The 23,310-nt window shown below is 58.9% G+C and carries 36 protein-coding genes and 1 pseudogene; 23 read left to right on the top strand and 14 right to left on the bottom strand.

Features of this window, described 5'->3' with window-relative positions; genetic code table 11:
- Positions 1-4 precede the first annotated feature (4 nt).
- Positions 5-382: a hypothetical protein gene (locus D3Y57_RS19075; protein ID WP_121155216.1), complete on the top strand. Its 378-nt coding sequence runs from the start codon at positions 5-7 to the stop codon at positions 380-382.
- Positions 383-463: 81 nt separating this feature from the next.
- On the opposite strand, the gene D3Y57_RS19070 is transcribed toward D3Y57_RS19075, so the two are convergent.
- On the bottom strand, positions 464-1,444 hold the full coding sequence (locus D3Y57_RS19070; protein ID WP_121155214.1) for a P63C domain-containing protein: 981 nt from the start codon (positions 1,442-1,444) through the stop codon (positions 464-466).
- A 414-nt stretch (positions 1,445-1,858) separates the two neighbouring features.
- On the opposite strand from D3Y57_RS19070, the gene D3Y57_RS19065 reads away from it, so the two are divergent.
- The 16 genes and pseudogenes from D3Y57_RS19065 to D3Y57_RS19000 all read left to right on the top strand — a co-directional run bounded on the left by D3Y57_RS19065 (position 1,859) and on the right by D3Y57_RS19000 (position 10,258).
- Positions 1,859-2,128: a hypothetical protein gene (locus D3Y57_RS19065; RefSeq protein WP_121155212.1), complete on the top strand. Its 270-nt coding sequence runs from the start codon at positions 1,859-1,861 to the stop codon at positions 2,126-2,128.
- 46 nt (positions 2,129-2,174) lie between these two features.
- On the top strand, positions 2,175-2,471 hold the full coding sequence (locus D3Y57_RS19060) for a hypothetical protein (RefSeq protein ID WP_121155210.1): 297 nt from the start codon (positions 2,175-2,177) through the stop codon (positions 2,469-2,471).
- Positions 2,468-2,734: a hypothetical protein gene (locus D3Y57_RS19055; protein WP_121155208.1), complete on the top strand. Its 267-nt coding sequence runs from the start codon at positions 2,468-2,470 to the stop codon at positions 2,732-2,734. Before D3Y57_RS19060 ends, D3Y57_RS19055 begins: the two co-directional genes overlap by 4 nt.
- On the top strand, positions 2,731-3,024 hold the full coding sequence (locus D3Y57_RS19050) for a hypothetical protein (protein WP_121155206.1): 294 nt from the start codon (positions 2,731-2,733) through the stop codon (positions 3,022-3,024). Before D3Y57_RS19055 ends, D3Y57_RS19050 begins: the two co-directional genes overlap by 4 nt.
- Positions 3,025-3,095: 71 nt before the next feature.
- Complete coding sequence (locus D3Y57_RS19045; protein ID WP_121155204.1) at positions 3,096-3,344, top strand: hypothetical protein; 249 nt, start codon at positions 3,096-3,098, stop codon at positions 3,342-3,344.
- A gap of 111 nt (positions 3,345-3,455) precedes the next feature.
- Complete coding sequence (locus D3Y57_RS19040) at positions 3,456-4,397, top strand: YqaJ viral recombinase family protein (RefSeq protein ID WP_121155202.1); 942 nt, start codon at positions 3,456-3,458, stop codon at positions 4,395-4,397.
- 1 nt (position 4,398) lies between these two features.
- Entirely contained in the window at positions 4,399-5,346 is a 948-nt protein-coding gene (locus tag D3Y57_RS19035) for a recombinase RecT (protein ID WP_121155200.1), read from the top strand.
- Positions 5,343-5,492, top strand: a complete 150-nt coding sequence (locus tag D3Y57_RS20295; RefSeq protein ID WP_162987203.1) for a hypothetical protein — start codon at positions 5,343-5,345, stop codon at positions 5,490-5,492. Before D3Y57_RS19035 ends, D3Y57_RS20295 begins: the two co-directional genes overlap by 4 nt.
- A gap of 62 nt (positions 5,493-5,554) precedes the next feature.
- A complete protein-coding gene (locus D3Y57_RS19030; protein WP_121155198.1) occupies positions 5,555-5,773 on the top strand; it encodes a hypothetical protein in 219 nt (72 codons plus the stop codon).
- Positions 5,770-6,045, top strand: a complete 276-nt coding sequence (locus tag D3Y57_RS19025; RefSeq protein WP_121155196.1) for a hypothetical protein — start codon at positions 5,770-5,772, stop codon at positions 6,043-6,045. The genes D3Y57_RS19030 and D3Y57_RS19025 overlap by 4 nt, the downstream gene beginning before the upstream one ends.
- Positions 6,046-6,193: 148 nt before the next feature.
- Complete coding sequence (locus D3Y57_RS19020) at positions 6,194-7,438, top strand: hypothetical protein (protein ID WP_121155194.1); 1,245 nt, start codon at positions 6,194-6,196, stop codon at positions 7,436-7,438.
- Positions 7,439-7,511: 73 nt separating this feature from the next.
- Positions 7,512-8,240: a DNA-methyltransferase gene (locus tag D3Y57_RS19015; RefSeq protein ID WP_121155192.1), complete on the top strand. Its 729-nt coding sequence runs from the start codon at positions 7,512-7,514 to the stop codon at positions 8,238-8,240.
- A gap of 191 nt (positions 8,241-8,431) precedes the next feature.
- Positions 8,432-8,632, top strand: coding sequence for a hypothetical protein (locus tag D3Y57_RS19010; RefSeq protein WP_121155190.1), 201 nt, complete (start codon positions 8,432-8,434; stop codon positions 8,630-8,632).
- On the top strand, positions 8,629-8,997 hold the full coding sequence (locus D3Y57_RS19005; RefSeq protein ID WP_121155188.1) for a hypothetical protein: 369 nt from the start codon (positions 8,629-8,631) through the stop codon (positions 8,995-8,997). The genes D3Y57_RS19010 and D3Y57_RS19005 overlap by 4 nt, the downstream gene beginning before the upstream one ends.
- Positions 8,994-9,098, top strand: a pseudogene (locus D3Y57_RS21725) (hypothetical protein); the annotation flags it as partial. The gene D3Y57_RS19005 and the pseudogene D3Y57_RS21725, both read left to right, overlap by 4 nt.
- Positions 9,099-9,145: 47 nt before the next feature.
- Positions 9,146-10,258: a tyrosine-type recombinase/integrase gene (locus D3Y57_RS19000; RefSeq protein WP_121155187.1), complete on the top strand. Its 1,113-nt coding sequence runs from the start codon at positions 9,146-9,148 to the stop codon at positions 10,256-10,258.
- Positions 10,259-10,375: 117 nt separating this feature from the next.
- On the opposite strand, the gene D3Y57_RS18995 is transcribed toward D3Y57_RS19000, so the two are convergent.
- Genes D3Y57_RS18995 through D3Y57_RS18980 form a run of 4 tightly spaced genes read right to left on the bottom strand, consistent with a single transcriptional unit; the run spans position 10,376 to position 12,764 of the window.
- Positions 10,376-10,798, bottom strand: a complete 423-nt coding sequence (locus tag D3Y57_RS18995) for a DUF1178 family protein (protein WP_121155185.1) — start codon at positions 10,796-10,798, stop codon at positions 10,376-10,378.
- Complete coding sequence (locus D3Y57_RS18990) at positions 10,795-11,613, bottom strand: carbon-nitrogen hydrolase family protein (protein ID WP_121155183.1); 819 nt, start codon at positions 11,611-11,613, stop codon at positions 10,795-10,797. Before D3Y57_RS18990 ends, D3Y57_RS18995 begins: the two co-directional genes overlap by 4 nt.
- Positions 11,614-11,616: 3 nt before the next feature.
- Positions 11,617-11,874 carry a glutaredoxin 3 gene (gene grxC, locus D3Y57_RS18985; RefSeq protein ID WP_121156215.1) on the bottom strand — a complete coding sequence of 86 codons (258 nt, stop codon included), beginning with the start codon at positions 11,872-11,874 and terminating at the stop codon, positions 11,617-11,619.
- A 50-nt stretch (positions 11,875-11,924) separates the two neighbouring features.
- Positions 11,925-12,764, bottom strand: a complete 840-nt coding sequence (locus tag D3Y57_RS18980; protein WP_347400404.1) for a ComF family protein — start codon at positions 12,762-12,764, stop codon at positions 11,925-11,927.
- Here D3Y57_RS18980 and D3Y57_RS18975 point away from each other — a divergent pair.
- Positions 12,745-13,524, top strand: coding sequence for a methyltransferase domain-containing protein (locus D3Y57_RS18975; RefSeq protein WP_121155181.1), 780 nt, complete (start codon positions 12,745-12,747; stop codon positions 13,522-13,524). The two genes, D3Y57_RS18980 and D3Y57_RS18975, sit on opposite strands and share 20 nt — an antisense overlap.
- Here D3Y57_RS18975 and D3Y57_RS18970 read toward each other — a convergent pair.
- Positions 13,521-13,910, bottom strand: coding sequence for a (deoxy)nucleoside triphosphate pyrophosphohydrolase (locus tag D3Y57_RS18970; protein WP_121155180.1), 390 nt, complete (start codon positions 13,908-13,910; stop codon positions 13,521-13,523). The genes D3Y57_RS18975 and D3Y57_RS18970 overlap by 4 nt on opposite strands.
- A gap of 104 nt (positions 13,911-14,014) precedes the next feature.
- Between D3Y57_RS18970 and D3Y57_RS18965 the strand changes: the two genes are divergently transcribed.
- A complete protein-coding gene (locus tag D3Y57_RS18965) occupies positions 14,015-14,188 on the top strand; it encodes a Flp family type IVb pilin (RefSeq protein WP_121155177.1) in 174 nt (57 codons plus the stop codon).
- A gap of 108 nt (positions 14,189-14,296) precedes the next feature.
- Positions 14,297-14,464 carry a Flp family type IVb pilin gene (locus D3Y57_RS18960; RefSeq protein ID WP_121155175.1) on the top strand — a complete coding sequence of 56 codons (168 nt, stop codon included), beginning with the start codon at positions 14,297-14,299 and terminating at the stop codon, positions 14,462-14,464.
- A 94-nt stretch (positions 14,465-14,558) separates the two neighbouring features.
- On the opposite strand, the gene D3Y57_RS18955 is transcribed toward D3Y57_RS18960, so the two are convergent.
- The 4 genes from D3Y57_RS18955 to D3Y57_RS21225 all read right to left on the bottom strand — a co-directional run bounded on the left by D3Y57_RS18955 (position 14,559) and on the right by D3Y57_RS21225 (position 18,433).
- Positions 14,559-15,506, bottom strand: coding sequence for an acetyl-CoA carboxylase carboxyltransferase subunit alpha (locus D3Y57_RS18955; RefSeq protein WP_121155173.1), 948 nt, complete (start codon positions 15,504-15,506; stop codon positions 14,559-14,561).
- A gap of 60 nt (positions 15,507-15,566) precedes the next feature.
- Positions 15,567-16,433 (bottom strand): tyrosine-type recombinase/integrase, encoded by an 867-nt coding sequence (locus tag D3Y57_RS18950; RefSeq protein ID WP_121155171.1) that lies wholly within the window; start codon positions 16,431-16,433, stop codon positions 15,567-15,569.
- Positions 16,430-17,497 carry a hypothetical protein gene (locus D3Y57_RS21035; RefSeq protein ID WP_239025931.1) on the bottom strand — a complete coding sequence of 356 codons (1,068 nt, stop codon included), beginning with the start codon at positions 17,495-17,497 and terminating at the stop codon, positions 16,430-16,432. Before D3Y57_RS21035 ends, D3Y57_RS18950 begins: the two co-directional genes overlap by 4 nt.
- A gap of 804 nt (positions 17,498-18,301) precedes the next feature.
- A complete protein-coding gene (locus D3Y57_RS21225; protein WP_277873329.1) occupies positions 18,302-18,433 on the bottom strand; it encodes a hypothetical protein in 132 nt (43 codons plus the stop codon).
- Positions 18,434-18,526: 93 nt separating this feature from the next.
- On the opposite strand from D3Y57_RS21225, the gene D3Y57_RS18940 reads away from it, so the two are divergent.
- The 3 genes from D3Y57_RS18940 to D3Y57_RS18930 are packed head-to-tail and all read left to right on the top strand — an operon-like array spanning position 18,527 to position 20,321.
- Complete coding sequence (locus D3Y57_RS18940) at positions 18,527-19,063, top strand: shikimate kinase (protein WP_121155169.1); 537 nt, start codon at positions 18,527-18,529, stop codon at positions 19,061-19,063.
- Complete coding sequence (gene aroB / locus D3Y57_RS18935; RefSeq protein ID WP_121155167.1) at positions 19,060-20,157, top strand: 3-dehydroquinate synthase; 1,098 nt, start codon at positions 19,060-19,062, stop codon at positions 20,155-20,157. The genes D3Y57_RS18940 and aroB overlap by 4 nt, the downstream gene beginning before the upstream one ends.
- Positions 20,157-20,321 carry a DUF2256 domain-containing protein gene (locus D3Y57_RS18930; protein ID WP_121155165.1) on the top strand — a complete coding sequence of 55 codons (165 nt, stop codon included), beginning with the start codon at positions 20,157-20,159 and terminating at the stop codon, positions 20,319-20,321. The genes aroB and D3Y57_RS18930 overlap by 1 nt, the downstream gene beginning before the upstream one ends.
- Here D3Y57_RS18930 and D3Y57_RS18925 read toward each other — a convergent pair.
- The 4 genes from D3Y57_RS18925 to D3Y57_RS18910 are packed head-to-tail and all read right to left on the bottom strand — an operon-like array spanning position 20,286 to position 23,306.
- Entirely contained in the window at positions 20,286-20,630 is a 345-nt protein-coding gene (locus D3Y57_RS18925) for a DUF423 domain-containing protein (RefSeq protein WP_121155162.1), read from the bottom strand. The genes D3Y57_RS18930 and D3Y57_RS18925 overlap by 36 nt on opposite strands.
- Positions 20,627-22,378, bottom strand: a complete 1,752-nt coding sequence (locus D3Y57_RS18920) for a cation:proton antiporter domain-containing protein (RefSeq protein ID WP_121155160.1) — start codon at positions 22,376-22,378, stop codon at positions 20,627-20,629. The genes D3Y57_RS18925 and D3Y57_RS18920 overlap by 4 nt, the downstream gene beginning before the upstream one ends.
- The gene (locus tag D3Y57_RS18915; protein WP_121155157.1) at positions 22,375-22,803 is read right to left on the bottom strand and encodes an iron-sulfur cluster assembly scaffold protein; all 429 of its coding nucleotides are present in this window, start codon (positions 22,801-22,803) and stop codon (positions 22,375-22,377) included. The genes D3Y57_RS18920 and D3Y57_RS18915 overlap by 4 nt, the downstream gene beginning before the upstream one ends.
- Complete coding sequence (locus tag D3Y57_RS18910) at positions 22,800-23,306, bottom strand: CvpA family protein (RefSeq protein ID WP_121155153.1); 507 nt, start codon at positions 23,304-23,306, stop codon at positions 22,800-22,802. Before D3Y57_RS18910 ends, D3Y57_RS18915 begins: the two co-directional genes overlap by 4 nt.
- Positions 23,307-23,310: the final 4 nt, after the last annotated feature.

Below are 23,310 nucleotides of genomic sequence, written 5' to 3'. Positions count from 1 at the left end.
TTATATGACACAGGCAGCACCCAAAACTATCGCTTCAGGGGCGGCAACAAATTCGTTCGATGAGCGATTTTTGGACGCGAAGCTGGAGGCCGTTGAGGCGCGGACAGAAACCAAATTTGCCCAACTGATCGGCAAGATGGATGGTTTCACTATCGCTTTGGGCTCTGTCGCCAAAGATGTCGGCCAACTTAAAGTGGAAATTGCCGCCGTCGATGCGCACGCACGAAACGCCAAATCTACAATTATAATTGCCATCATAGGCTCTGTAATTGGGATAATCAGCCTTACTTACGCAGCTGTGGCAATTTATGTCAGCGCGATGGGGACGACCGCATCTGCATATCAAAGCGGGATGGCAGCAGCCGAAGCGCATAAGAAATAACCTGCCCGCCCGATAAACTCCACCAAACCTCGCTTCGGCGGGGTTTTTTGTTGCCTGAAGTTCAATTTATGATGCTAAACTTCATACATCATCATCAAAAGCAAATGACATTTGCGAACCAAAATACGAGATAAGATGCCTGTTAAAATCGCCCTTGTTTTTCGAAATCCGGAGCAATGTCATCACCGTGATAACTTGCGTTCGAAAGTGATCTAGGCCCTGTTTTTCTGTCAAAAACTGATGGTGCCGGTGCTTTCGTTGGTATTTGGCATTCGTTGGGTTGATTTCATCTAAGGCGGGGAGAACCGGCTTTGGGAGCTTTTCATAAATTAAGTTGCGGATGAGCTTCCCTGCATAGCGCGGCCCTCGATTGTTCGCTGTTCGGGTCCAGCCATAAACCCGGTATATCTCGTTTGTGAATTCTACTGGGATTGTCTCCATCCAAGGTCGATGCTCAGGCAGCAAATAGGCACTGAGAATTTGCTGGAGTTCGTCCTTGTCGCGATTAGTCTGATAGCCCGTCGCCTCATCAATGAGGGCGATAAGGCCGACGCGGGTAAGGCTTGATGTAATCACCCGGCATTGATGTGCTATGCCCGCCTGCTGCTTCTGCAAGGTGCCTGCATTGTCAGCTTGGATGACCGCTTCGGCCACGTCAATCAGTGTATCAGAATCAAAACCATAGGCAGTGGAGTTCTTAATTCTGAACCGAATCGGGCTAACGATTCGCTCGTACAAATCACTGGAAATGAAAGGTTTTATTCTGTTTCTGGAGACAAAAAGCTCTAAACGATTCATACCCTTCACCATAGCGCCGCCTCGCGCCATGCCGAATGTGTCCATTATTCCATTCATAGTTATCACGCGCTTACCGTCATCCAAGACGTAGCAGGGCACCTCTATATCGCTGATTCGGATGGGCTTATCCTGCTCACCGAAGATGGCCTTTGGGCAAGGCTCATCCCAGCGAGCCTTCGCAGCCGCCCGCGCGATCCGCTGGCGCTCTGATGGCGAAAGCAATTCTGAGCGGGCCTTCCCGCCCTTACTCTGTGGGGTATCCATCACTAAGAATCGCTCCGTGCTTGCTGCCCGAGCCAGTCTCTGCTTGCTGCGTCCGCTTAGCAAGCATATTTATCAATATTGCTCTTTGTGCTTGCTACTGCGGATTCATCTCAAGGGGTTTTTTGTTGCCTAGGGAAGATTGGCCTCCACGTTGTACGTTAAATTCTGATAAAATCGTACTTCCGTACGTTTATGAGTTGACGGACGTACGTACGTTCCGCATAAAGGCTCCATCACCACAGATGGACGCCGAAAAATGCAAACCACCCCCGCAGACGCAGTGCAGACAGCCACCACATATCGCGAAGATGGCGATTGGCTGATCGATGCCCGCAACAACAAGGCGAGCATTTCATATTGGGGCACCCGCGAGGCTGCTGAAAAGTCGCTAGCCAGCCTGATCAATTGCGACTGGTGTACCAACTGCTCGGACTGCTCGGACTGCTCGGACTGCTCGGACTGCTCGGACTGCTCGGACTGCTCGGACTGCTCGGGCTGCTCGCGCTGCTCGGACTGCTCGCGCTGCTCGGACTGCTCGGGCTGCTCGGGCTGCTCGGACTGCTCGGGCTGCTCGCGCTGCTCGGACTGCTCGGGCTGCTCGGGCTGCTCGGACTGCTCGCGCTGCTCGGGCTGCTCGGACTGCTCGGACTGCTCGGACTGCTCGGACTGCTCGGGCCTGTATAGCAAAAAAAATCTCGCCCCCGTCCAGGCTAACACGCCCGCTTTCATCGTGCCGGTGGTCGAAAACCTCCACACCAAGGTGTTGGCTGCGGCAAAGGTTGAGGGCGCGTTCGACATGTCCACTTGGCACTGCGGCACAACGCATTGCCGCGCTGGCCATATCGTCCATGCGGCAGGCGCAGAAGGCTATGCACTTGAGGGCGCGACCAACATTGCGTTCGCGGCGATGCAGATCGCTAAGGCGTCCGGCATCCCTATCAGCCCTGTGCGCTTTTACGAAAGCAACGAGGTCGCAATGGCTGACATGGAGCGGGTTGCCGCGCTGGAAATGGGTGCAGCCAAATGACACACTCAGCCCTAGCCCAATTCGCCACCCGCAAGTCGGCGGTAATCGCTGCAACCGAGCGGCTGACCTACGCCGATGATTCCGACACCATCACCGCAGACATTTGCGCGCTGCTTGAGGCGGTCGATGCCCTGATGCCGACGGATGCGATTGCGGATGCGGTTGCAGATTGCCGTAGCGAATACGAGCGGGAGTGCGAGGATCGGCGGTATCGGCATGTTGAAAAAGACTGGCAGTGGTCGCGTCAGGTGGCTGCGCGATGAGTGCTCAGCATACTCCGGGACCTTGGCGCGTCGACGACTATCACGACGGCTTTGAGATTGTCGGCAATGTCGCCCGCGCCACGCGCTTCGGCAAAAAGGGCGAGTGGACCGTCGCGTCTATCGAAATGGATATGCCAGACGGTGCAGAGACCGCCAACGCCCACCTCATAGCCGCCGCGCCTGATCTGCTGGCGGCTTTGGAGGCGCTCGTGAGCAGCTTCGAGACACACCGTCCGAAGCTGCTTTGGGACAACGCCCGCGCCGCAATCGCCAAGGCCGCCCCGCAATGATCCGTCTCCTCCTCGCGCTGCTCTCCAAACCTGTGAGCGCGGTTCCTGATTTTGAAGGGAAGTACTGAACCATGACCCGCAACCACTTCGCAATTCAACGAAGCCTTGAGCGCGACGGCAGCGAGATCGTGACCGAGGACGCATGGCTGGCGAAAGTTCCAGCGATGAGCGCCTGCCTAGCCGAGACACGCCGCTACCAGACCGACCCCGAATATGCTGCCGCACAGGACGCGGATCGCGCTGATCGGCAGGCGGCTGTTTACGACAAGATGGATGCTGGCGTTGCGCGGTTTTGGGCTGGTCGGAAGGCCGTGTCATGATCCCCGCGTCGAAACCCGAAAGCTTGCTCACCTCCGCGCTGGCTGTGGCTGTGTTCGCGCTGATCGTGCCGGTCGCGCTGTTTTTCATCATTATTTTGGGAGCTAAGTGACATGGCAACGCAGTTGAAGGCGGTCGAACAGGACGATGCTGCATTTCGCGCGTCGGTCGTCGGAGCGTCGGAAGTAGCAGCCCTTTTCGGCGCGTCTCCATGGCTAACCGAGTTCGAACTGTACCACCGCAAGACCGGAGCGATAGCAACGCCGGAGTTCAACGCGGTCGATGCCAACAATGTGCCGGAAAATGAGCGTTCTTATTGGGGCGTGAAACTTGAACCGCTGATCATCGAAGCCGCCTGCGAACGGTGGGGCTACGTACCCCTCAAAACGCCGCACCGGCTCGATAATGGCAAAGGCCTAGGCGGTCATCCCGATTGTATCGCCACCTGCCCGGAACGCGGGAAAGGCATCCTTGAGGTGAAGATGGTCGATTGGCTCCAGGTAAAGAAGTGGGGTTACGAACCGCCGCTGAATTATCTGTTGCAGAACATGTCCTATCAAGGGCTGTCTGGCGCGCTTTGGGGCGACATGATTGTTCTCGTCGGCGGCAATGAGTTGCGCCGCTACCAGTATGATTTCCGACCACTGGTTTACGCCGATATCGAGCGCCGCGTTGAACAGTTCTGGCAGGCCATCCGTGCGGGCGACGCCCCGGTCCCCGACTTCGAACGCGACGGACGGGCGATAACGGAACTGCTTGGCGTTCCGACTGAGGAGGTGGCGGATTTGCGCGGCGATAATGAAGCGTCTGACCTTGCTGATGAATGGCAAGCGGCGAAGGCAGAGGCGAAAGCCGCCGATGTTCGCGCAGAAACCGCAAAGAACGCCCTGATGATGAAGATTGGAAGCGCCGGTTACGCGATGCTTCCGCTGCACAAGGTCAGTTGCTCGCAGACGAAGGGGGCGGCGGGGACGCTGATCACCGAGGCTCACGTCGGAACCCATATCGGCGCTCGCAAGGGCTGGCGTCAGTTTTCAGTGAAAGAGGCGAATTAACATGGCTACGAATTTAGCAGATCGTCGCGCTGACCCTATCGCGGTCATTCGGCAGAACCTGACGCAGATGGCCCCGCAGTTTCAGGCGGCACTACCAAAGCACGTCACCGTTGAGAAATTCACTCGCGTTGCGATGACCGCCATTCAGAACAACCCCGACCTTGCTGGCCTCGATCGGTCGTCGCTGTTCGGCGCTATCGTCAGGCTGGCACAGGATGGCTTGCTCCCGGATGGTCGCGAAGCTGCAATCGTGAAGTTCGGCAACAAGGCACAGGCCATGCCGATGATTGCGGGCATCCTGAAGAAGATCCGCCAGTCAGGCGATGTCTCAAAAATCAGCGCGCAAGTCGTTTACGAAAATGACGAGTTCGTCTGGCATCTCGGGTTTGACGAGGACGTAACGCACAATCCTCCTGCCCTCGACAAGCCGCGCGGCAAGGCAATCGGCGCATATGCAACAGCCGTCCTGAAGGATGGCGCGCGCCTGCTGGAAGTGATGAACTTCGAAGAGATTGAGCAGGTTCGCAAAGTCAGCCGCGCGAGTGGAAATGGCCCGTGGGTTGCGTGGTGGTCGGAGATGGCCCGCAAGACCGTCATGCGCCGCCTATCGAAGCGTCTGCCGATGTCCACAGACCTTGAGGACAGCTTTGACCGTGACGAAACGGTCCCGTCAATTGCGCTGACCCCAGAACGTGAAGCCGCCCCGGTTTCCCGTCTGGACGCCCTTGAGCATCGCATCGCTGCCGACCCTGAAGCCGACGAAGTTCTAGACCAGTCCCAAACCGGCGAAATCGCCACCCTGGAATCGGCAATATCCGAACTGGACGACTGCGAAATCCGCGTGGACATCGACGCCCGCTTGGCTGCGTTGTTGCCGCTTCTGGATGATGGCGATGGTGAGAAGCTGAAGGATCACGCCGCCGTCTTGTTGGCCGAGTTCGACCAATGACCGATCGCGAGACTGCCCGCGAGCGCGACCTAGTGAACCGTCGCGCCGCCAACCGCCGCTGGTACGCCAAAAACCGGGATAGGCAACTGGCCTATTACAAGCGGTGGCGCGTGAAAAACGCGGCCCGCCAATCGATGGGTATCTGAATTTCCACAGGGAGCCGCCGCGACCCAACAAGCGCGGCGGTGATTTTAGAAGGACGAGAGAGATGTTTGAATGGTTGACTCAGCGACCGGCAATAACAGCGCCGCTAATCAAAGCGAAAGACGTGGTGGATGAGATTAATCATTGGATCGGTCAGTCGAATGCTTGGAAGGAGCGCTCGTTCAGCGCCCAATCCAAACTCGACGCCATCATAGCGCTGGAAACGCCGAACATGGCGAGCATCGGGCGGCGCATGGCGAAGATCGCGCGGGGTGATGTATGACAACGCCAGCAATGGTCATCGTTCATATCGATGCGCAGGGATCCGTCGATTACCTCGCTGCGGGCAGTGGGCTACGCTTGTTTATAGTGGATGAGCGAGCGCCACATGACCGCGTTTACGAGTGGTTGCCACGCAATTCCATCGCCCAAATCGAGGAAGTTATGCCTGCCGACAGTGAAGTTGGCAGTAGCGCGGACGCTCGCCACCCAGCCATCGCAAACCGGCTTCATGCCGAATGGGCGGGCGAACACCCTTTCACGGTGGAATCATGAACGCGGTCCTCCAATCCCGCACCCTGCCCGCGCGCGACTACCGCCAGTCGGCAGCATATCTCCGCAGCAACCGCGTTCGGCCTGATGGCCAAGGCTTCGTGTTTCCTTGGCGGGCTGAGGATTTGCGGGCTGAACAGAGGGGTGAAACATGATGAGTGAAGAATTGAAAACCGCGCACTTCGCGAAAATGCAGGACATGGCGCGTCGGTATCTGGAGCCTGCCCCGTACGTTGACAGGGTTGGACATGTTTGCCGCAACGGTTCCGACGCCGAACTGCACGCGTTCCTTGGCGACGTGATCTACATGCTGGACGGGCCGGAACAGCGTGTTGCTTTTCCAAATGCCGCCCTAGCCACCCCCACCGCGCAGCCGGTCGAGGCACGCGACGAATGGGTGATGGTCAATCGTTTGCGCGATGAAGAAGCTGACACCGTCACGATCCTTTGCGACAATCCAGAAGGGCCGCCGAATAACGCTGTCGAATGCAGCGGGTTCTGGACTGGCTTTGCTGACCGTCGTTTTGAGGGGGCAACGATTGCCGAGGCATTGGCCGTCGCTGTGGCTGCGAAGGATGAAGCCGCTCACATCGGATACCCGCCCATAATTTATGATGACAAGGTGATCGCAAAGGCAATGAACGCATCCGCGCAGCCGGTCGAGGGCATTGAACAGGCGCGGGAGTGTGATGTCGAGCGGGTGGCGGAAGCTATGCGGGCGTGGGCAACAGACGGGGCCGACATCCAAAGCAAGTATTATGCGATTGATCGCGGAAAAAGGGTGCAGTCTTTTGACGACCGCGACGAAGCCCATTTGTTCGCGAGGAGATTGAACGCACTCGCCGCCATCGCCGCCATGCAGCCGACCATAGACGCCGCGATCAGTGGTGAACGGGCCAACGCCTACATAGCAGGCGCAACAGACGTCCATAACCATTGGGCAGCAGGCAACGTGGAGCCAGACCCTGATTTTGGAGAGGCAGCGTCGGACTATGCAGCCCAATTCACCATCCGCACCCCACCCATCGACCACGGCCCCGGCGAAAGCAGCGGCGGGGCGGAAGGGGATGTCGGGACAACGGTTCAGCGCGTGAAGGATATTTTGCGCGGACCTGATGGCGAAGAATATACGGACAGCGGTATGGAAAATGCGTTCTTCCGCTGGCCCACCATTGCCCGCGCTATCGCTGCCGCCCTGTCCGGCGCGTCGGAGGTCGTTGAGAGTCAGAAGGAGGACGTGAGAAGCATCCCAAACCAGATTTGCTCCCATGATTGGCAAGAGAGTGTTTCGTCGCAGTTCAGCAATGAATACCGCGTGGAGGTCTATTGCCCAAAGTGCTGCACCTACGGCGAAAAAGAATATGAAACAGGAGAGATTACATGGCCGTGCACGTAAACGCTGATCCCGCCCTGTCCACTCCGCCCCGCCTCGCTGAGCCAGAGCGGGATCGCAAGGAGGGGGAAAAGTGATGGCTGAACCTTTCATAATCGGAAACGCTAAGCTTTACCTAGGCGACTGCCGCGACATCCTGCCGACGATTGGCAAAGTGGACACCCTCATTGCAGATCCGCCGTATGCCATACGAAATAACTTTGGCGCGCAGAACAAGTTGGACGGCAAGCGCACCCTGCAATTTGCATGGGACGGAGCAGCCACACGCGATGAAACGATAGAGGCAATCGCTGCATCAGGCGAACTTGCCAACGCATTCTTTGTTTTCTGTGGCGCGTCACAAGTCAGCTTCTTCGAACTGGCGCTGGAAGATCGGTTTACGGTCAAGCCCGCGTGCTGGATCAAGGCTTGCCCGCCTCCCGCTATGCCGGGGAACTGGTGGCCTAGCGGATTTGAGTTCGCGCTATACGGCTATACGCCCGGTGCGCCGTTCAATGATGCCGATCCAAGGCGTCGTAACGTGTTCTATTCGGACACCTATCGCGCCGGTATCCGCGCCAGCGAAAAGGTTGCCCATCCGACGCAAAAATGGTTGCCGCTGATGCGCGAGATAGTCGTTGCGCTGGTGCCTGAAGGCGGGTCGTGCCTCGATCCCTTCATGGGCAGCGGATCGACTGGCGTTGCTGCGATGCTTGAGGGGCGGTCATTCATCGGCATTGAGAAAGACCCGGTATATTTCGGGTTGGCTTGCGAGCGCATTGAGGATGCCCAGCGGCAAGGTTCACTTTTCGGAGAGGCGGCATGAGAAAATTTTTATTCACCCTCGCCGACCCAGCGCGCGGGGTGGCTTGAGATGAGGGAAGATGAGATCATAAAAGAGTTGCGGAAAGCGCAGGCTTTGGCTGCGCTCGCATTAATCGCCGCACTTTACCGACCCAAAAAGCCAGCGTGGCACGACAGGGGCATCATCGGAGATATAACGTGGGGGTTCAAGAGATGACCACTGACACCACCATCCCGCCAAACTGGCAAGGCCGCAAGGCGTTTAACCAAGACGGGCCAATCCGCATGACCAATCCAGAGCCTTTCAGCGCTCAAGATGCAGAGTTGCTTAAACCGACGCGTCTTAGGGTTATCCGCCAATTCGCCGACGATGCGCTGGTTGGGGTCGTGTTTCATGCTGAGGGGGAATTGTGACCCAGATTTACGACAAAACCGGTCGGAGCATCGCAGCCGGCGACGTGCTGAAGGTGTATCACTTCACCGGCGCACGCTGGCGGAAACGGCACTTCATGTTTAAGCAGGTCATGCGCGAAACGACGCTTGGCAAGAATGAGAACGCCGCTCCGTATTTTTTCGTGTCGCATCTAACGCTGACACCAGAAGGCGAGCGGGACAGTGGGTATTACCTTGCCCTCGACGGCAAGCATCATGCCGATATTGAGATCGTGCAAGGTCTAGTCTGGCATCACGACAGGCCGAGAGTTGCCGCCCCTGCCAGTTCCCGCGCACCCGACTGGCCGGTCGCAATGTCGCGCGAGCTTGCGGGAGCCGGGGGATGACGATTGCAGAGCGCGTATGCATCGCTGAAGCTGTCTTGATAACGGGACTGCCTAAGCGCACGCTTCAAGACCTTGCTGCTCGTGAGGAGATACCCGGCGCGGGCAAGCCTGCTGGCCGGTGGACATTTGATGTCCAGATACTTCGCCAATGGGCGCAATCGGTCAATCGGAAGGAATCCAAGTGCCGAACATCTATCCGCGCAACGGCATCTGGTGGGCGCGTTTCAAGGTCCAAGGCACCGAGTATCGATTCAGCCTACTCACGCGTGTTCGCGCGCTCGCGGAAAGACGCCTGAAGGCAGAGCGCGCCCGCATCGAGAACGAGGCCTGCTTTGGCATCATAGCGCCACAAAGCTGGCAATCGGCAGTCGTCGCATGGAACGAGCATGGCGTTGAGAACCTGTCCGCCAGCACGTTCAAGCGGTATCTGGTGAGCCTCGCGCAGCTGCGCACGTTCCTTGATGACAAGACCTTAAACGACATCAATCCTGAATTGCTCCGAACGATCCGAAAGGCGCGTCTCCGAGTTTGCACGGTCGCCACATTGAAGCGCGATCTTACCGCGCTCTCAAGTGTGCTGGACTATGCGATGAGCGAGAACTGGATAGACAGCAACCCGACGCTGGCATTTCGGACGGCGCGCATCCTTCAGGAAAAGCGCGACCCGATTTGCCTGCCCGAGCGAGATTCGATGCGTATGCTTGAAAAGGCTGCGCCAGATCGTTTCCGTGACGCTTGCGAATTCGCGTTGATCTCAGGGTTACGGCAAGCCGAGCTATTTGGCCTGAAGCATTCTCAGTTAGACCCCCTGGACGAATCCGTGACTATTGTAGGAAAGCGGAACAAGATGCGGGTCATTCCCTACACGCGCCAGATGAAGGCCATTGTCGCCCGACAGGCACAGTTCATCGGCAAGCCTTGGGTGTTCTGGCATGGCACTGGCGAACGGTGGGGATCACCAGCATCGAGGTTCGGCGACATCAAGCGAAGGGTGGCACAAAAAGCGTCACAATCGAAAACGGATTTCGAACCCTATCGCTTCCACGATTACCGGCACCTTTATGCGGTCACATATCTGCGCGAGGGTCGCGGTTCCATCTACACGCTGCAAGGCCTTCTCGGGCACGACAGCATCAAGACAACAGAGCTTTATCTAGAGTTCCTGACGCCAGCGCAGAAATTGAAAGCAATGCACGGGGTGACACAATCCGGGGCACAGGAGCAACGGTCTGCAACTAAGAGGGGTATCAAAAATGGCTGAAATCTGCCATAAAATGACGATGGCGAGAAAAGCGCCAAACGACTTAGGAAACCGTTGCTCTGTCCAGCTGAGCTATCGGGGCACGAGGTTGCTCGTACCGGTGCGAACGGCCCGTGGTCAATTGCGCTTTTCGGGCGGGATCACAGGAAAGGGCAGCGGCAATGCGCTGATACCTTCTTCGCGAAGGGCAATAGCCTCTTTTGGTGTCGCGGTGCCGTGTATCGTTGCCGGGGCTGCATCCCCATCCGCCATAGCCCGCGCCTTCTCGGCAAATGCACTGCCGACCCATTTCGAATCCTTCAATAGTTCGGTCTGCATGGTCGCAAGCTTCGTCATCGCCTCGGCGGGCGTCATCGAACCACGCGACATCGACGCCTTTGCCGCAATTCTGGGTGCCATCACGGCCTTCCCGATTTTTGCCGAACCGCAAAACGGACAAATCACTTGTCCAGCCTCGCATTGCGACTCGAAGGCGGTGCTGCTTGCAAACCATGCTTCAAAGCCGTGCGCCTTCTCGCACTGGAGATCGAATACGATCACGTCAGCGTAATCGGGCGTCGATGCGACAACGCCGGTATCCGACCGCGAATGCGATCGACTTCGGCAAGGTCGAGATCGCACATCCCCAGCGTCGGTTCTGTTCCCATGTCGAGCAACACATTTCCCCATGGATCTACAACGAGCGAATGTCCGAACGTCTCCCGACCGTCCTCATGAAGGCCTGTCTGCGCGGCGGCAACCACGAAAGCACCGGCCTCGACCGCGCGGGCGCGTAGCAATAGATGCCAGTGCGCCCGTCCGGTCGGCACGGTGAACGCCGCAGGGACGGTCAGGACGGTAGCACCCGCATCGGTCAACGCAGAATAAAGCGCGGGGAAACGCAGGTCATAACAAACCGTTAGCCCCAGTTTTCCGAGCGGAGATTCCGTGACCACCGCTCGTTCACCGGGAGCATAAGCAGCAGACTCGCGCCAGCTTTCACCGGTTGGCAGGTCCACATCGAACAAATGAATCTTGTCGTAGCGTGCTGTGACCTTGCCCGCTGGGTCGATCAGGAAACTTCGATTGACCAGCCTGCCATCGTCCCGCGCTCCAGAAATTGCCAACGAACCGATCGAAACCCAAATGCCCTGTTCTTTGGCGGCAGCGCAGACGGCGCGTAATACTACGTCATCACCCTCACTCCGCACACTGGCGCGCCCACGCGAGCGATCGCGGTCAACAAGGCCCGACATTTCGGGCGTGAACAACATTTTGGCCCCGCCCACGCCGGCCTGCGTCACAGCACTGACGATCGTCCGCGCATTAGCTGCCGGGTCGATGCCCGATGTCATTTGCAAGATGGCGATCTTCACGCGTCAGGCTGCGAGCAATGCGTCGAGTTCGCCTGCCCGTTCCAACGCGGCGAGATCATCAGATCCGCCGATATGGCGGTTACCGATGAAAATCTGCGGTACAGTCGTTCGGCCATTCGCTCGCGATAACATTTCATCGCGACCTGCCCTATCCATCGAAATGTCTGTTTCCACGACGGTCGCACCCTTCGTGCCCAGCAACGCCAGGGCACGATAGCAATAGGGACAGAACGGCTTTGTATAGACCTGTATTTTGGGCACGAACGCACACTCCATTTGTCCTGTAGAGTTGTGGTCGGCCACCCGGCTTGTCAATCGTCGCGGATCACCCGAGTCCAACATACAACCGTTACGCGCCCTGCTCCCGCTCTTTTTAACACGCGGGCGCAGGCGTCGGCGGTCGCGCCGGTCGTGAACACGTCATCGACCAGATAGATGTGCTGTCCCTGCAGTTTGATCGTAGTTGCAAAGGCAGATTTTACAGTACGTTGTCGCTCCGACGCGTTCATGCCCCGCAACGGCGGTGTCGCGCGCGTTCTGATCAGGATGTCGGATCGGCAACTTACGCCATGCAACCTCGCTAGCGCGGTCCCGATTGCATGGGATTGGTTGAAGCCACGGGACCACAAGCGCCAACGATGGAGAGGAACGGGAATATATAAAGCAACGTCGGATTGCAGGCGCGGTGCCAATACTGAAGCAATCGTCCGAGCAAAACCGGTGCGGCGTCCATATTTCAGCCGTAACGCAACGCGCCGCGCGATATCGCCATAGGCCACCGCCGCGATGACACCATCGAACGAAGGCGGACTTCCGAGGCATGGACCGCATGTCAAGCCATCCTGAACGCTCATTGGGATCGAACAGCGTGCACAACCCGATCCCGTCAGGAAATCGAGCTGTTGCCAGCACGGCACGCAAAATCGATGATCTGCTTCGACTACATTGCCGCACCCCGGACAACGCGGCGGCAGGACATAGTCGAGGATCGGGCGCATGAGTTGATAGACAGGCGACATCGCGACCTTGTCGGCGCTGGCGAACCTTGGCACAAGCGGCCCCGTGACGTCTCGCCCGCCAGAGTTATTCGACCGCAACGCACGGAGCATCCGGCGCGACCGGACGACGGCGATGCCCGAGGCTTTCTTCACCGGCCTGATCATCGACGAACTGCTCGACCGACTAAGTACCGTAAAGCGCGATTTCACGTCGGCGCTCATCCTTGGTGCCGAAGGACGGTTGATTGCGGAGGTCAAAGCAAAAGGCATTGCAGTTACTGTTGCCGATCCATCCGCCGTTCGTGCCGCACTTTATCACGGCGTCCGAGTAGACGAAGACCGCCTGCCCTTTCCTCCGGAAACTTTCGATCTCGTACTTGTGGCGGGGTTGCTCGATACGGTGGCCGACCTGCCTGGGGCACTGCTGCTTGTTCGCCGTGCCTTAAGGCCTGACGGCCTGTTCCTTGGATGTATGGCCGCCGCTCCCAGCCTGCCCACCACGCGTGCCGCCATCGCCGCAGCGGACGCTGCTGTCGGCACAAGCGCAGCTCGCCTCCACCCTCAGGTCGATGTTGCCTCTGCCGGTGACTTGCTGGTTCGCGCCGGGTTCGCATTACCGGTAGCCGATCTCGATAGTTTCGATCTCAGCTATCGGGACTTTGGACGCCTTATCGACGACCTTCGCGCGGCCGCTGCAACGAACGTCCTCGCCCAGCGCCACGGAGTTACACGAAAGTGGCTTTCCGCAGCCATCGCATCGTTTGCCGCGCGTGCCGACGCCAATGGCAAGGTTCGCGAAACCATCAGCCTCGTGACGCTGACAGGGTGGGCACCCTCGCCCGATCAACCGAAACCGGCAAAGCGTGGCAGCGGGACAACTTCACTGGCTGCAGCATTGGCCAGGCGCGACTAGATCAGTTTGGCGAGTGCTGCGATCAGCGGACGATCCGCAGGTGGCATATCAAGGCGATTTAATTCCGCAAAATCCACCCAACGCAACTCGCTCGCATGGAGCGCTCTAGGCGCGCCCTCCCAAATTCGACAAATATAAAGCAGCAGGATCAAGTGCCTGTGACCAAGCGCCTCGCTGGCAAAGGCTGACGCCGTGAGATCACGCGTTTCCACCGCAATACCCAACTCTTCATCGAGCTCGCGGACCAGTGCTTGCTCCGGGCTTTCGCCGATTTCAGGCTTTCCTCCAGGAAACTCCCACAGTCCCGCAAGCGATTTTCCGGGCGGCCGTCGTTGCACCAACACCCGGCCATCCGCAGCGATGAGCGCCGCAGCCACGACCCACAGCGCGTCAGTTTCACTCTGTTCCGGGGATATAAGGATTTTCTTAACTCCGCACGCAGTATCGATCTTCTGGCCTCTAGAGGCACAACGGGACCGGGGACAAGGCGATGTTGAAACTGATGCGCGCGCTTGCCCTCAATAAAAAGGGAGCGACTGCTGTTGAGTATGGCTTGATCGTGGCACTTGTTTGTCTTGGCATGTTAGCAGGACTTCAAGCGCTTGGAGCCGCAACAAGCGGTTTGTGGAACAATATTTCCACCAAAGTGCAGAACGCCAACTAGCTATTTCGTATTAAACATTTGGCAACTTGTTCTGCATAATACCAATATTACTGAACGTGCTTCGGCGGGGACAGTCGGGTAGTTAGAGACACTTACAGGAGACTAGTTATGAAATTCGTTCGCAAAATGTTCAAGGATACCAAGGGCGCAACCGCAATCGAGTATGGCCTGATTGCCGCTCTGATCGCTGTCGCCGCCATCACTGCAATGAGCGCACTTGGTTCGAAGCTTACAACGACGTTCACTAACGTTTCGACCAACATGAAGGTGGGTTGATCCTTCTGATCTGCCTATAAAAGCAGATCGACAGACTTGCTGAATATTTCGGGCGGCAAACATCGGTTTGCCGCCCGATTTGCATTTCGGCCGACTACAGGTTTCCCATCGACAGGAATTTATTGCGGCGGTCAGTGCGTAAGGCCTGCGAAGTCATCGGCGTCAGTGTATCCAGTTCGTCAACAATCGCCATTTTCAGATTGGCGATGGCGACAGCGGGATTCCGATGCGCACCGCCGACCGGTTCAGCGACGATGCGATCAACGACTTTCAACCGGTTTAGATCCGAAGCCGTGACCTTCATCGCTTCGGCGGCATCGGCAGCACGCTCACCGCTCCGCCACAATATCGATGCGCAGCCTTCGGGCGAGATGACAGCGTAAACAGCATGTTCGAACATCAGGACACGGTTTCCCGCAGCAAGCGCAATCGCGCCGCCCGAACCTCCCTCGCCTACGATGGCCGAAATCATCGGGACGCCGAGCGCAAGGCATTGCTCAGTCGATCGGGCGATCGCCTCCGCCTGACCACGTTCCTCTGCCTGCACTCCGGGGAAAGCACCCGATGTATCGACAAGCGTTACTACCGGAACACCAAAGCGATCCGCCAACTGCATCAGCCTGATCGCCTTACGATAACCCTCGGGTCGCCCCATGCCGAAATTGTGGCGTATGCGACTGGCGGTGTCGTTGCCCTTCTCATGCCCGATCACCATGACGCGCCGTCCGTCGATATAGCCCAGGCCGCCCAGAATTGCCTGATCGTCGCCAAATGCACGGTCGCCAGATAGCAGGGTGAAGTCGCTGAGCATGCCCGCGACGTAATCCCGGAAATGCGGACGATCGGGGTGCCGTGCCACCTGCGTTTTTTGCCAGGGGGTCAGCTTTGTATAAGTATCCCGCAGCAATTTGTCGGCTTTCGCCTCGATACGCGAAACTTCGACCGAAATGTCGGCCTCGCCGCCATCTGCGGTTTCACGCAATGCGGCGATACGCGCCTGAAGTTCGGCAACGGGTTTTTCAAAATCGAGAAATGCTGTCATGCAATCCGACTAGGTTCGCTTGAGCGCGCGGTCAACGAGGGGCTGTCATCCTGAGTGCCGTCAGCGTGGATGCTTGTCCAGAAGCGGATGCCGCGTATTGACCAGTTCGACCAGCCGCGCAGTCTCTACATGAGTGTAAATTTCGGTCGTCGCGATATCGGCATGACCCAGCATCGTCTGCAACGCCCGCAAATCGGCCCCACCTTCGAGCAGATGAGTGGCAAAAGCGTGACGCAGGACGTGGGGACTGACACGTTCGGGCGGAATGCCTGCGTTCGCTGCCAGCGTCTTCATCATCTGGAACAGCCGCACTCTGCTAAGATGCGCCTTTCCCGATGGAAACAACCAGCGCGAACCCTGCGGACGGATTGCCAACCATGCCGATACGGCCGCCCGTGCTCGATCGGATACGGGCACCATCCGTTCGCGGCCGCCCTTCCCCTTCAATATCGTGAACGGACGGTCGGCAGCGATCGCGCGCACATCGAGCGAAACGAGTTCGGTCGCACGCAATCCCGATCCATAAAGTAATTCGACCAAAGCAGTAAGGCGGAGATCGCTTTCGGGAATCGCGGCAAACAGTTTGGCAACCGCCTCGTGATCGAGCGTGCGCGGCAGCCGCCGCGCTCCGCCAACCCGCGGCAAAGCGTGCGACGGGTCATCCGCCCGCACGCCCTCATCCTGTAAAAACCCGAAAAACCGCCGCAGCGCCGCCGCCTTTCGCGCCACGCTCGACCGTGCCAATGGCTCCCATTCCGCCGAGAGTCGCTGCAATTCGACCGGATCAGCTAACGCCAGCTTCGATCCCAATATCTCGGATGCCTGATACAGGTCGGACGCATAAGCCGACAGCGTGTTCGCCGCAGACCCCGATTCCGCCGCCAGCATCGCGAGGAAATCCTCGATCCGCTGCCGGTCTCCACTCACGACCGGGTGACCGCCTCAGCCGCAATCATTCGCGCCTCAGGTTCCAGCCCAACAGCCTTCAGGCTGGCAACGATATGGTAAAGCTGTGCAGGCGGAACAGCGCCCCAACGCGCAGTCTGCATCCCTGCGGCACAAAGCAGCGCGACTGTTCCCGGCTGACGGTCGAGAACGGCCTTGTCCAGTGCACGCGTCCACGAGTTTTGCCGTGCGATCGGAACGCCATAATCCTGCGAAAGCTGGGCGATATCACCAGCCGACAGGCGCCCCAGTCCGGCCAATCCTGCAAACAGGAACCGCGCACGCGTCGTACCAGCATCCCCCGCCGAACTGCGGAACGAGTCGAGCTTGCCGCTATCAATCCTGAAGGGAACGCGCGGTGTACCAACGGCGAGCAATCCCCAGCCGAGCGATCCCGAACCGACTGAACCCGCCCATTGCGCGGCCTGAATATCAAAGCCTGCCGACATCATTGCCGCAACGATAGAATCCGACTGCGCCGCTCCGTCTGCCGGTACGATCATTGCCGCTGCCCGAGCGGTCAGGATCAACCGCGCATAATGCTGCAACGCCGACTGGCTGCCATCGCCCCAAAGTGCCTTGAGCGCAGACAGCCGATCCGACGGCTCCCCGACATAGGCATTGTGCAGGGACTCTGCGGTTGTGCCACTCCGCTCCGAAGGGTCCGCATTATCAAAGATCGCCCCGTAAAGATCGACCAGTGCCGCGTTCGAAAACACGCCGAGCGTCGCCGCCCAGTCTGCCGATGCCGCCCGCGCACCTGGCGAAAGCAAGGGTGAACGCGCCTGCCACGCACGAACCTGCGGCCCGACCGTGTTCAACAAATCGTCAGGAATTACGACACCGGTCGCGGTCGCCAAACCAAACCGCCACGATGTCAGTTGATCGACGCCATCCCACTGAATTGTGATCGCTCGCCGGTTGTTGGTGCCGACGCCCACGACTTTTTCGGCGAGCAGAACGTCGATGCCCCCGCCCTTCGCGAAGCCCGCGCCTGATCGACCAGCGCGCTGGCCGTACCCGATTCGCCCGACAGCCCGGCGCACATTGCACGCGCCAGCGGCCAGCTGGGATCATTGTTCGTCTGCGCCGCCGCATCGGCGATGCTGCATAATGAAGCCGGATCTCCGGTCGCCAAAGCCGCCTGCATCGCGACTGTGTTCAGCCATGGCGTGTAATTTACAGCATCGACCCGCTGGACAAGACTGCGCGCATTGTCGGCCTCGCCCATCCGCACCATCAGCCATGCCCGCGCGGCGATCCAGTCGGATCCCGCAATGCCACGGGGCGTATCGGTTTGTGACAGCAGCGCACGACGCAACAATATAGAGGCCCAGCGTGACGCGACCGGTGCGTCCATCCCCTGCATCACACTCGTCAGGAAAACGCCGTTCGCATTGCCGAAAGCATCCGCTGCCAGTCCGCCATTGTCGGGGGTCATCAATCCAACGCGGTCGATCGATCTCCGGGCTTCCTCCGGCAATTCGGTCGGTTCGATTGCCGCTATTTCATTATCCAACCCGTCATCGACCGCTTCTGCAACGTTCAGAGCATCCGTCGTCGGCGTTAATGGAATTGACGGCGCTGATGCCGGGGCGGGCTCAGGAATAAGGTTGGCTGGCGCCTTGGCTGGCGACGTCGCGGCTTTCGGCGTCACTGTTTTCGGCGTGGCAGCTTTCGGCTGCGCTGCCGGCTCAGGCTGCCCGAAACCCGGCGGCAGGATCGATTCGGGCCCCTTCTGTGCCAGCGCCGGGTAAAGCGCGGCTGCCCCCAGCGCGGCGGTCAGTGCCGCAGTCGTCAGAAAGTCAGTACGAAAGCGCCGCGCCACGCTCAGGGCGGCATTAAAAACTTTAGTGCGTGAGCGCATTATCGGGAACGATCTTTTCGACGTGTACCAGCGGCTTGCTCGTATCCTTGCGCGACAACGCCACGACGCCACCGATCAGTACGATCGCTACGACAATCCAGATCACACTTCTCATGGCACTCAACTCGTTTCGTTTGATAATCGCTGGCGAAAAACCGTTGCGCTGCTCTTTGCCCGAATGACGCCTCGTATGTATAGCCCCAACCGGATGACGACGAACACTCAACCCAAACAAGTGGCAAAGCTTCCCATCGTTCTTATCGGCATGATGGGTGTCGGAAAATCGACAGTCGGGCGCCGACTGGCCAGCCGATTGAACATTCCGTTCGTCGATGCGGATACAGAGATAGAGACGGCGGCAGGCCTGACGGTTGCTGAAATATTCGAACGCTTCGGCGAGCAGCACTTCCGCGACGGTGAACGCCGGGTAATCGCCCGGCTGATCGATGGCACGCGCAAGGTTATTGCGACCGGCGGCGGGGCGTTCATGCAATCGGATACCCGCGAACTGATATTGAACAACGCCACGACGATCTGGCTTCAGGCCGATATCCAAACCCTCGTCCAGCGCGTCGGGCGGCGCGGTGATCGCCCTCTGCTTGCCGATCGTGATCCCGAAACCGTGCTGCGCGAACTCGCTGAGGTGCGTAATCCGGTTTATGCACTCGCGCCCCTACATGTTTTCAGCCATCCCGCGCCGCATGAGGCGACCGTCGACGCCATATTAAAGGAACTTCGCGCTTGAGCATCGTGACCGTCGGCCTTGCCGCGCGAAGCTATGACATCGTCATTGAGAATAACGCGCTGGCTGATGCCGCGCGCCACCTCGCGCCGTGGACCGGCAAAGGGCGACTGGTGGTGGTGACCGACACGAATGTTGCCGCCAGCCACCTTACGGCACTGACGGCCGCGCTCGCAGGAACCCGAATCGACCCGATCATCCTGCCAGCAGGCGAATCGACCAAGTCATGGGCACATCTGGAACAGCTTTGCGATGCCTTGCTTGCGCTTGAGATAGAACGCAGCGAAGCCATCGTCGCATTGGGCGGCGGCGTGATCGGCGACCTGACCGGCTTTGCCGCCAGCATCGTGAAGCGTGGCTGCTCGGTCGTGCAAATCCCCACCACTTTATTGTCTCAGGTCGACTCCTCGGTCGGTGGCAAGACCGCGATCAACACGCGTGCGGGCAAAAACCTGATCGGCGCATTCTACCAGCCGAGCTTTGTTCTGATCGACCCCGCCACGCTCGACACTCTGCCTGTGCGAGAAGTCCGCGCCGGATATGCCGAAGTCGTGAAATACGGACTGATCGACAATCCCGAATTCTTTGCCTGGTGTGAAGGCAATGGGCCCGCGCTGCTGTCCGGCGATCCCGCCGCCCGCACCCATGCCATCGAAACCAGCGTTCGTGCGAAGGCCGCCATCGTCGGTGAGGACGAACGCGAAACCAGCGGCCGTCGCGCCTTGCTGAACCTGGGTCACACCTTCGGCCACGCTCTCGAAGCCGAAACCGGCTACAGTGACCGCCTCCTCCACGGCGAAGCTGTTGCAGCCGGAATGGCAATCGCTTTCCGTTTTTCCGCTGCACGGGGCTTATGTTCGACCGAGGATGCCTCGCTTGTTACGGCGCATTTGCACCGGATGGGCCTGCCTGCCAGCGCGCGCTCCGCTGACGTCACGGCGTCGGGTTCGGTCCTTGCCGCGCACATGTCTCACGACAAAAAACGCGAGGGGGGCACTGTGCCTTTCCTGCTCGCACGCGGGATCGGCCAGACGTTTCTCGACAAATCAGTGTCACTTGATGAAGTCGCGGCGTTTCTGGACAGCGATGTGGGCTGATGCCCAACGGTGTTGCCAAACGCGACCTGCCCCAAAAAATATGCCCAGTCTGCGAACGCCCTTTTGCGTGGCGCAAGAAATGGGCGCGCGACTGGGAAAATGTGATTTACTGCTCCGACAAATGCCGATCAGCGTTTCCGGCCGGGACGCCTGGCAAAGCTTAGCCACAGCCACCCGGCAATCATTCCCATCCCACCAAACGGCGTAATCGCTCCGGCAATCCGTGGCGCACCCAACGCAAGCGCGTACAGGCTGAATGCAAACACAGCCGCGCCCGCCAACATGAGCCAGGCGGGCCGTCGCGCCCTGTCGATCAACGCAACCGCCGCAACGGCATGAACCATCTGATACAGTCCCCCGGTTTTCAACAGTTCGCGTGCAGTACCGCTTGCGCCGTGCGATGCGAATGCGCCCGCCCCTATCGCGATTGCCCCCGACAAAGCTGCGGCTACGATCAACCAGTCGCGCTTCATGCTTCGCGCCTGACGATCGCCGGTTCGCGTCCGAACAGATCTTCACGAATGTGCAAATCTCCGGTCACGGTCTGCGCCTCCAACCGGGCATTATCATGCTCGCGATAACCATGTTCGATCTCCTGAATGCGCTCGCCCGCGACGCCAAGAGACTTCAATGCCTCGATCCCCATGTAGATTGCCGATTCATAAACTTCACGAATCGCGATCGTGATGTCTAGCGGGGACAGCGTAATCATCTGGCGGCGGTCGAACGCCCGAACCAACACCGCCGCTTGCGGAAATGCGCCCAGTATGGGCGACAATTCCTTTGGTCCCAGATCCTTGTCATCGGTGCAGAATAATATCAGCCGCGCCTGATCCGCTCCCGCCGTCCGCAACAGGTCGATTCGACGACCGTCGCCATAATATACCTTTGTCCCGAATTCTGCGGTGCGTTCGATCTGCGAAGGCTTGAGGTCGATCAGTGTCACCGAAACGCCCTGTGCCTTCAGCATATTGGATACGGTCTGTCCGAACCGTCCGTAACCAATAATGATCGCGCTCGAATCGGGAGCATCTGCTGGTCCCTCCGGCTTCGCACCCTTGGGCGCGACATATTCGAACTTGCGCGCGATCATCAGCAGGAACGGCGTTGTCGCCATCGACAGCGTTACGACTGCGCCAAAGATACTCGCTGCGCGTGGTTCGATCAGCATTGCCGCCTGAGCCTGAGCAAAAAGGACAAAACCGAATTCGCCGCCCTGACTTAACAACAGGCCGAGACCGAACGCGGGCCGGGTTTCCATGCCGAAAAGCCGACCGATCCCGAATATCAGCGCCGTCTTTGTCGCCACCAGCGCCAACGCCATGCCGATGACCAGCCCCGGATTATCGAGCACTGCGTTAACGTCGAGAACCATGCCGACCGCGATGAAGAACAGTCCCAGCAGGATCGCCCTGAACGGCTCAATATCGGCCTCAATCTCATGCCGGTAAGGTGAATCTGCCAGCATCACACCAGCGATGAACGCGCCGAGTGCCGTCGACAGGTGCAAAGATTCCATGACCGCAGCGCTGGCGAAAACCGTAAACAGTCCGACGACGATGAACAGTTCCTGCTCCCCAACGCGCCCCACCAACCGTAGCACCGGCCCGATAATGTAGCGCCCCGCCGCGACCAGTCCGGCAATCGCACCGACGGTGTAAATCGCCATCAACCAGCCCGGTGGAACCGACGGATCGACCGGCGCGCGCGACATCGCTGCGATAATCGTAATCAGCGGAACGATCGACAAATCCTGAAACAGCAGAACTGAAAACGCGCGCTCACCAAACGGCGTGTTGATCCGTCCCGAAGATTTCAAACTAGGCAAAACCTGCGCGGTCGAAGAGAGCGCGAGCGGGAGGCCGAGCGCCAACGCCGCCCCCCACGACACGCCCGCCGCGAATCGCACGATCAGCGCCACCGCGAGGCCACAGGCAACGACTTGCACAAATCCCATGCCAAAAATGTCGCGTTTTAGCCGCCATAACCGCGCCGGATTCAGTTCCAGGCCGACCAAAAATAGCAACAGCGCAATGCCAAGTTCAGCGACGTTAAGTTTGTTTTCCGCGCCCCCGATGATGCCAAGGCCATGCGGCCCAATCACAACGCCCGCCACCAGATAACCAAGGACTGCACCCAGGCCGAAACGGCGGAACAGCATGACGAACATAAATCCTGCGCCAAGCATGACGACGCCTTCGCGAAGGACGGTCTGGCTCATCGTTCCGTCGCCAATTTCGCGGCTTCGGCAGCGGCCTCGAACGGCAACCGTATCGAAGCATGGCGAGCGGGATAACCGCGTGCACTCGTCAGCACTTCGAGGCCCGGCCACTCGCCGATCGATTCGTTAGTGCCAGCAAGAAACCCCTTGAGGGCCGCGCTTGCATCTTCGATTTCCCCGGCACTCCGCCCAATGATGTGCCGTGCCAAAAGCGCTGCCGACGCCTGCCCCAGCGCGCACGCCTGAACATCCTGGCCGAACACGGCGACGCGGCCGTTTTCATCCAGCGTAACGTCGACAGTGACGCGGCTCCCGCACACGACCGACTTTTTCTCGGCACTCGCTTGCGGGTCACTCAGTCGCGGCCAGTCGGCGAGCGAAGTCGCCAACCTCAACACGTCAATATTATAAAGTCCGGCGCTCACTCTGCGCGACGCTTCTCGACAAAATCGACGAGTCCCGCGCTGCTCGCGCGCAACAGTGGATAGGTCCGGGATTTCGTCATCCACGGAGGCCGCGGTTGCGCCGCTCCATGCAACGTGTCGAAAACCAGCGACGCAAACAAAAATGCCAGCGTGGCTACGATAATCCCCTTCACCGCACCGAACCCGAACCCGAGCAAACGATCGAGCGGACCGAGCAGCGACCGCCGCGAAGCCGAGCCAAGCTTGTTGCCAAGCAAACGCACGACAAAAAATGTCAGTCCGAAAATCAATGCAAACGCGAGCACCGACGCACCAGTGTCGGTGCCGATCGGACCGACCAGCGCCGCTGCCACGGGCTCATGCAATAATTTCACTGCCAGTATCGCCAGCACCCAGGCGGCGAGCGACATGGTTTCGCTGACAAACCCGCGCATAAACCCAAATACTGCCGCCGCGCCGACGACCAGCAACACCAGAATATCGAGGCCTGTTAAAGCCGTCATCGTG

Origin of the sequence: Sphingomonas paeninsulae (assembly GCF_003660165.1) — a bacterium.
GTDB lineage: Bacteria > Pseudomonadota > Alphaproteobacteria > Sphingomonadales > Sphingomonadaceae > Sphingomonas_O > Sphingomonas_O paeninsulae.
This window is presented reverse-complemented; position numbering and strand designations above follow the sequence as displayed.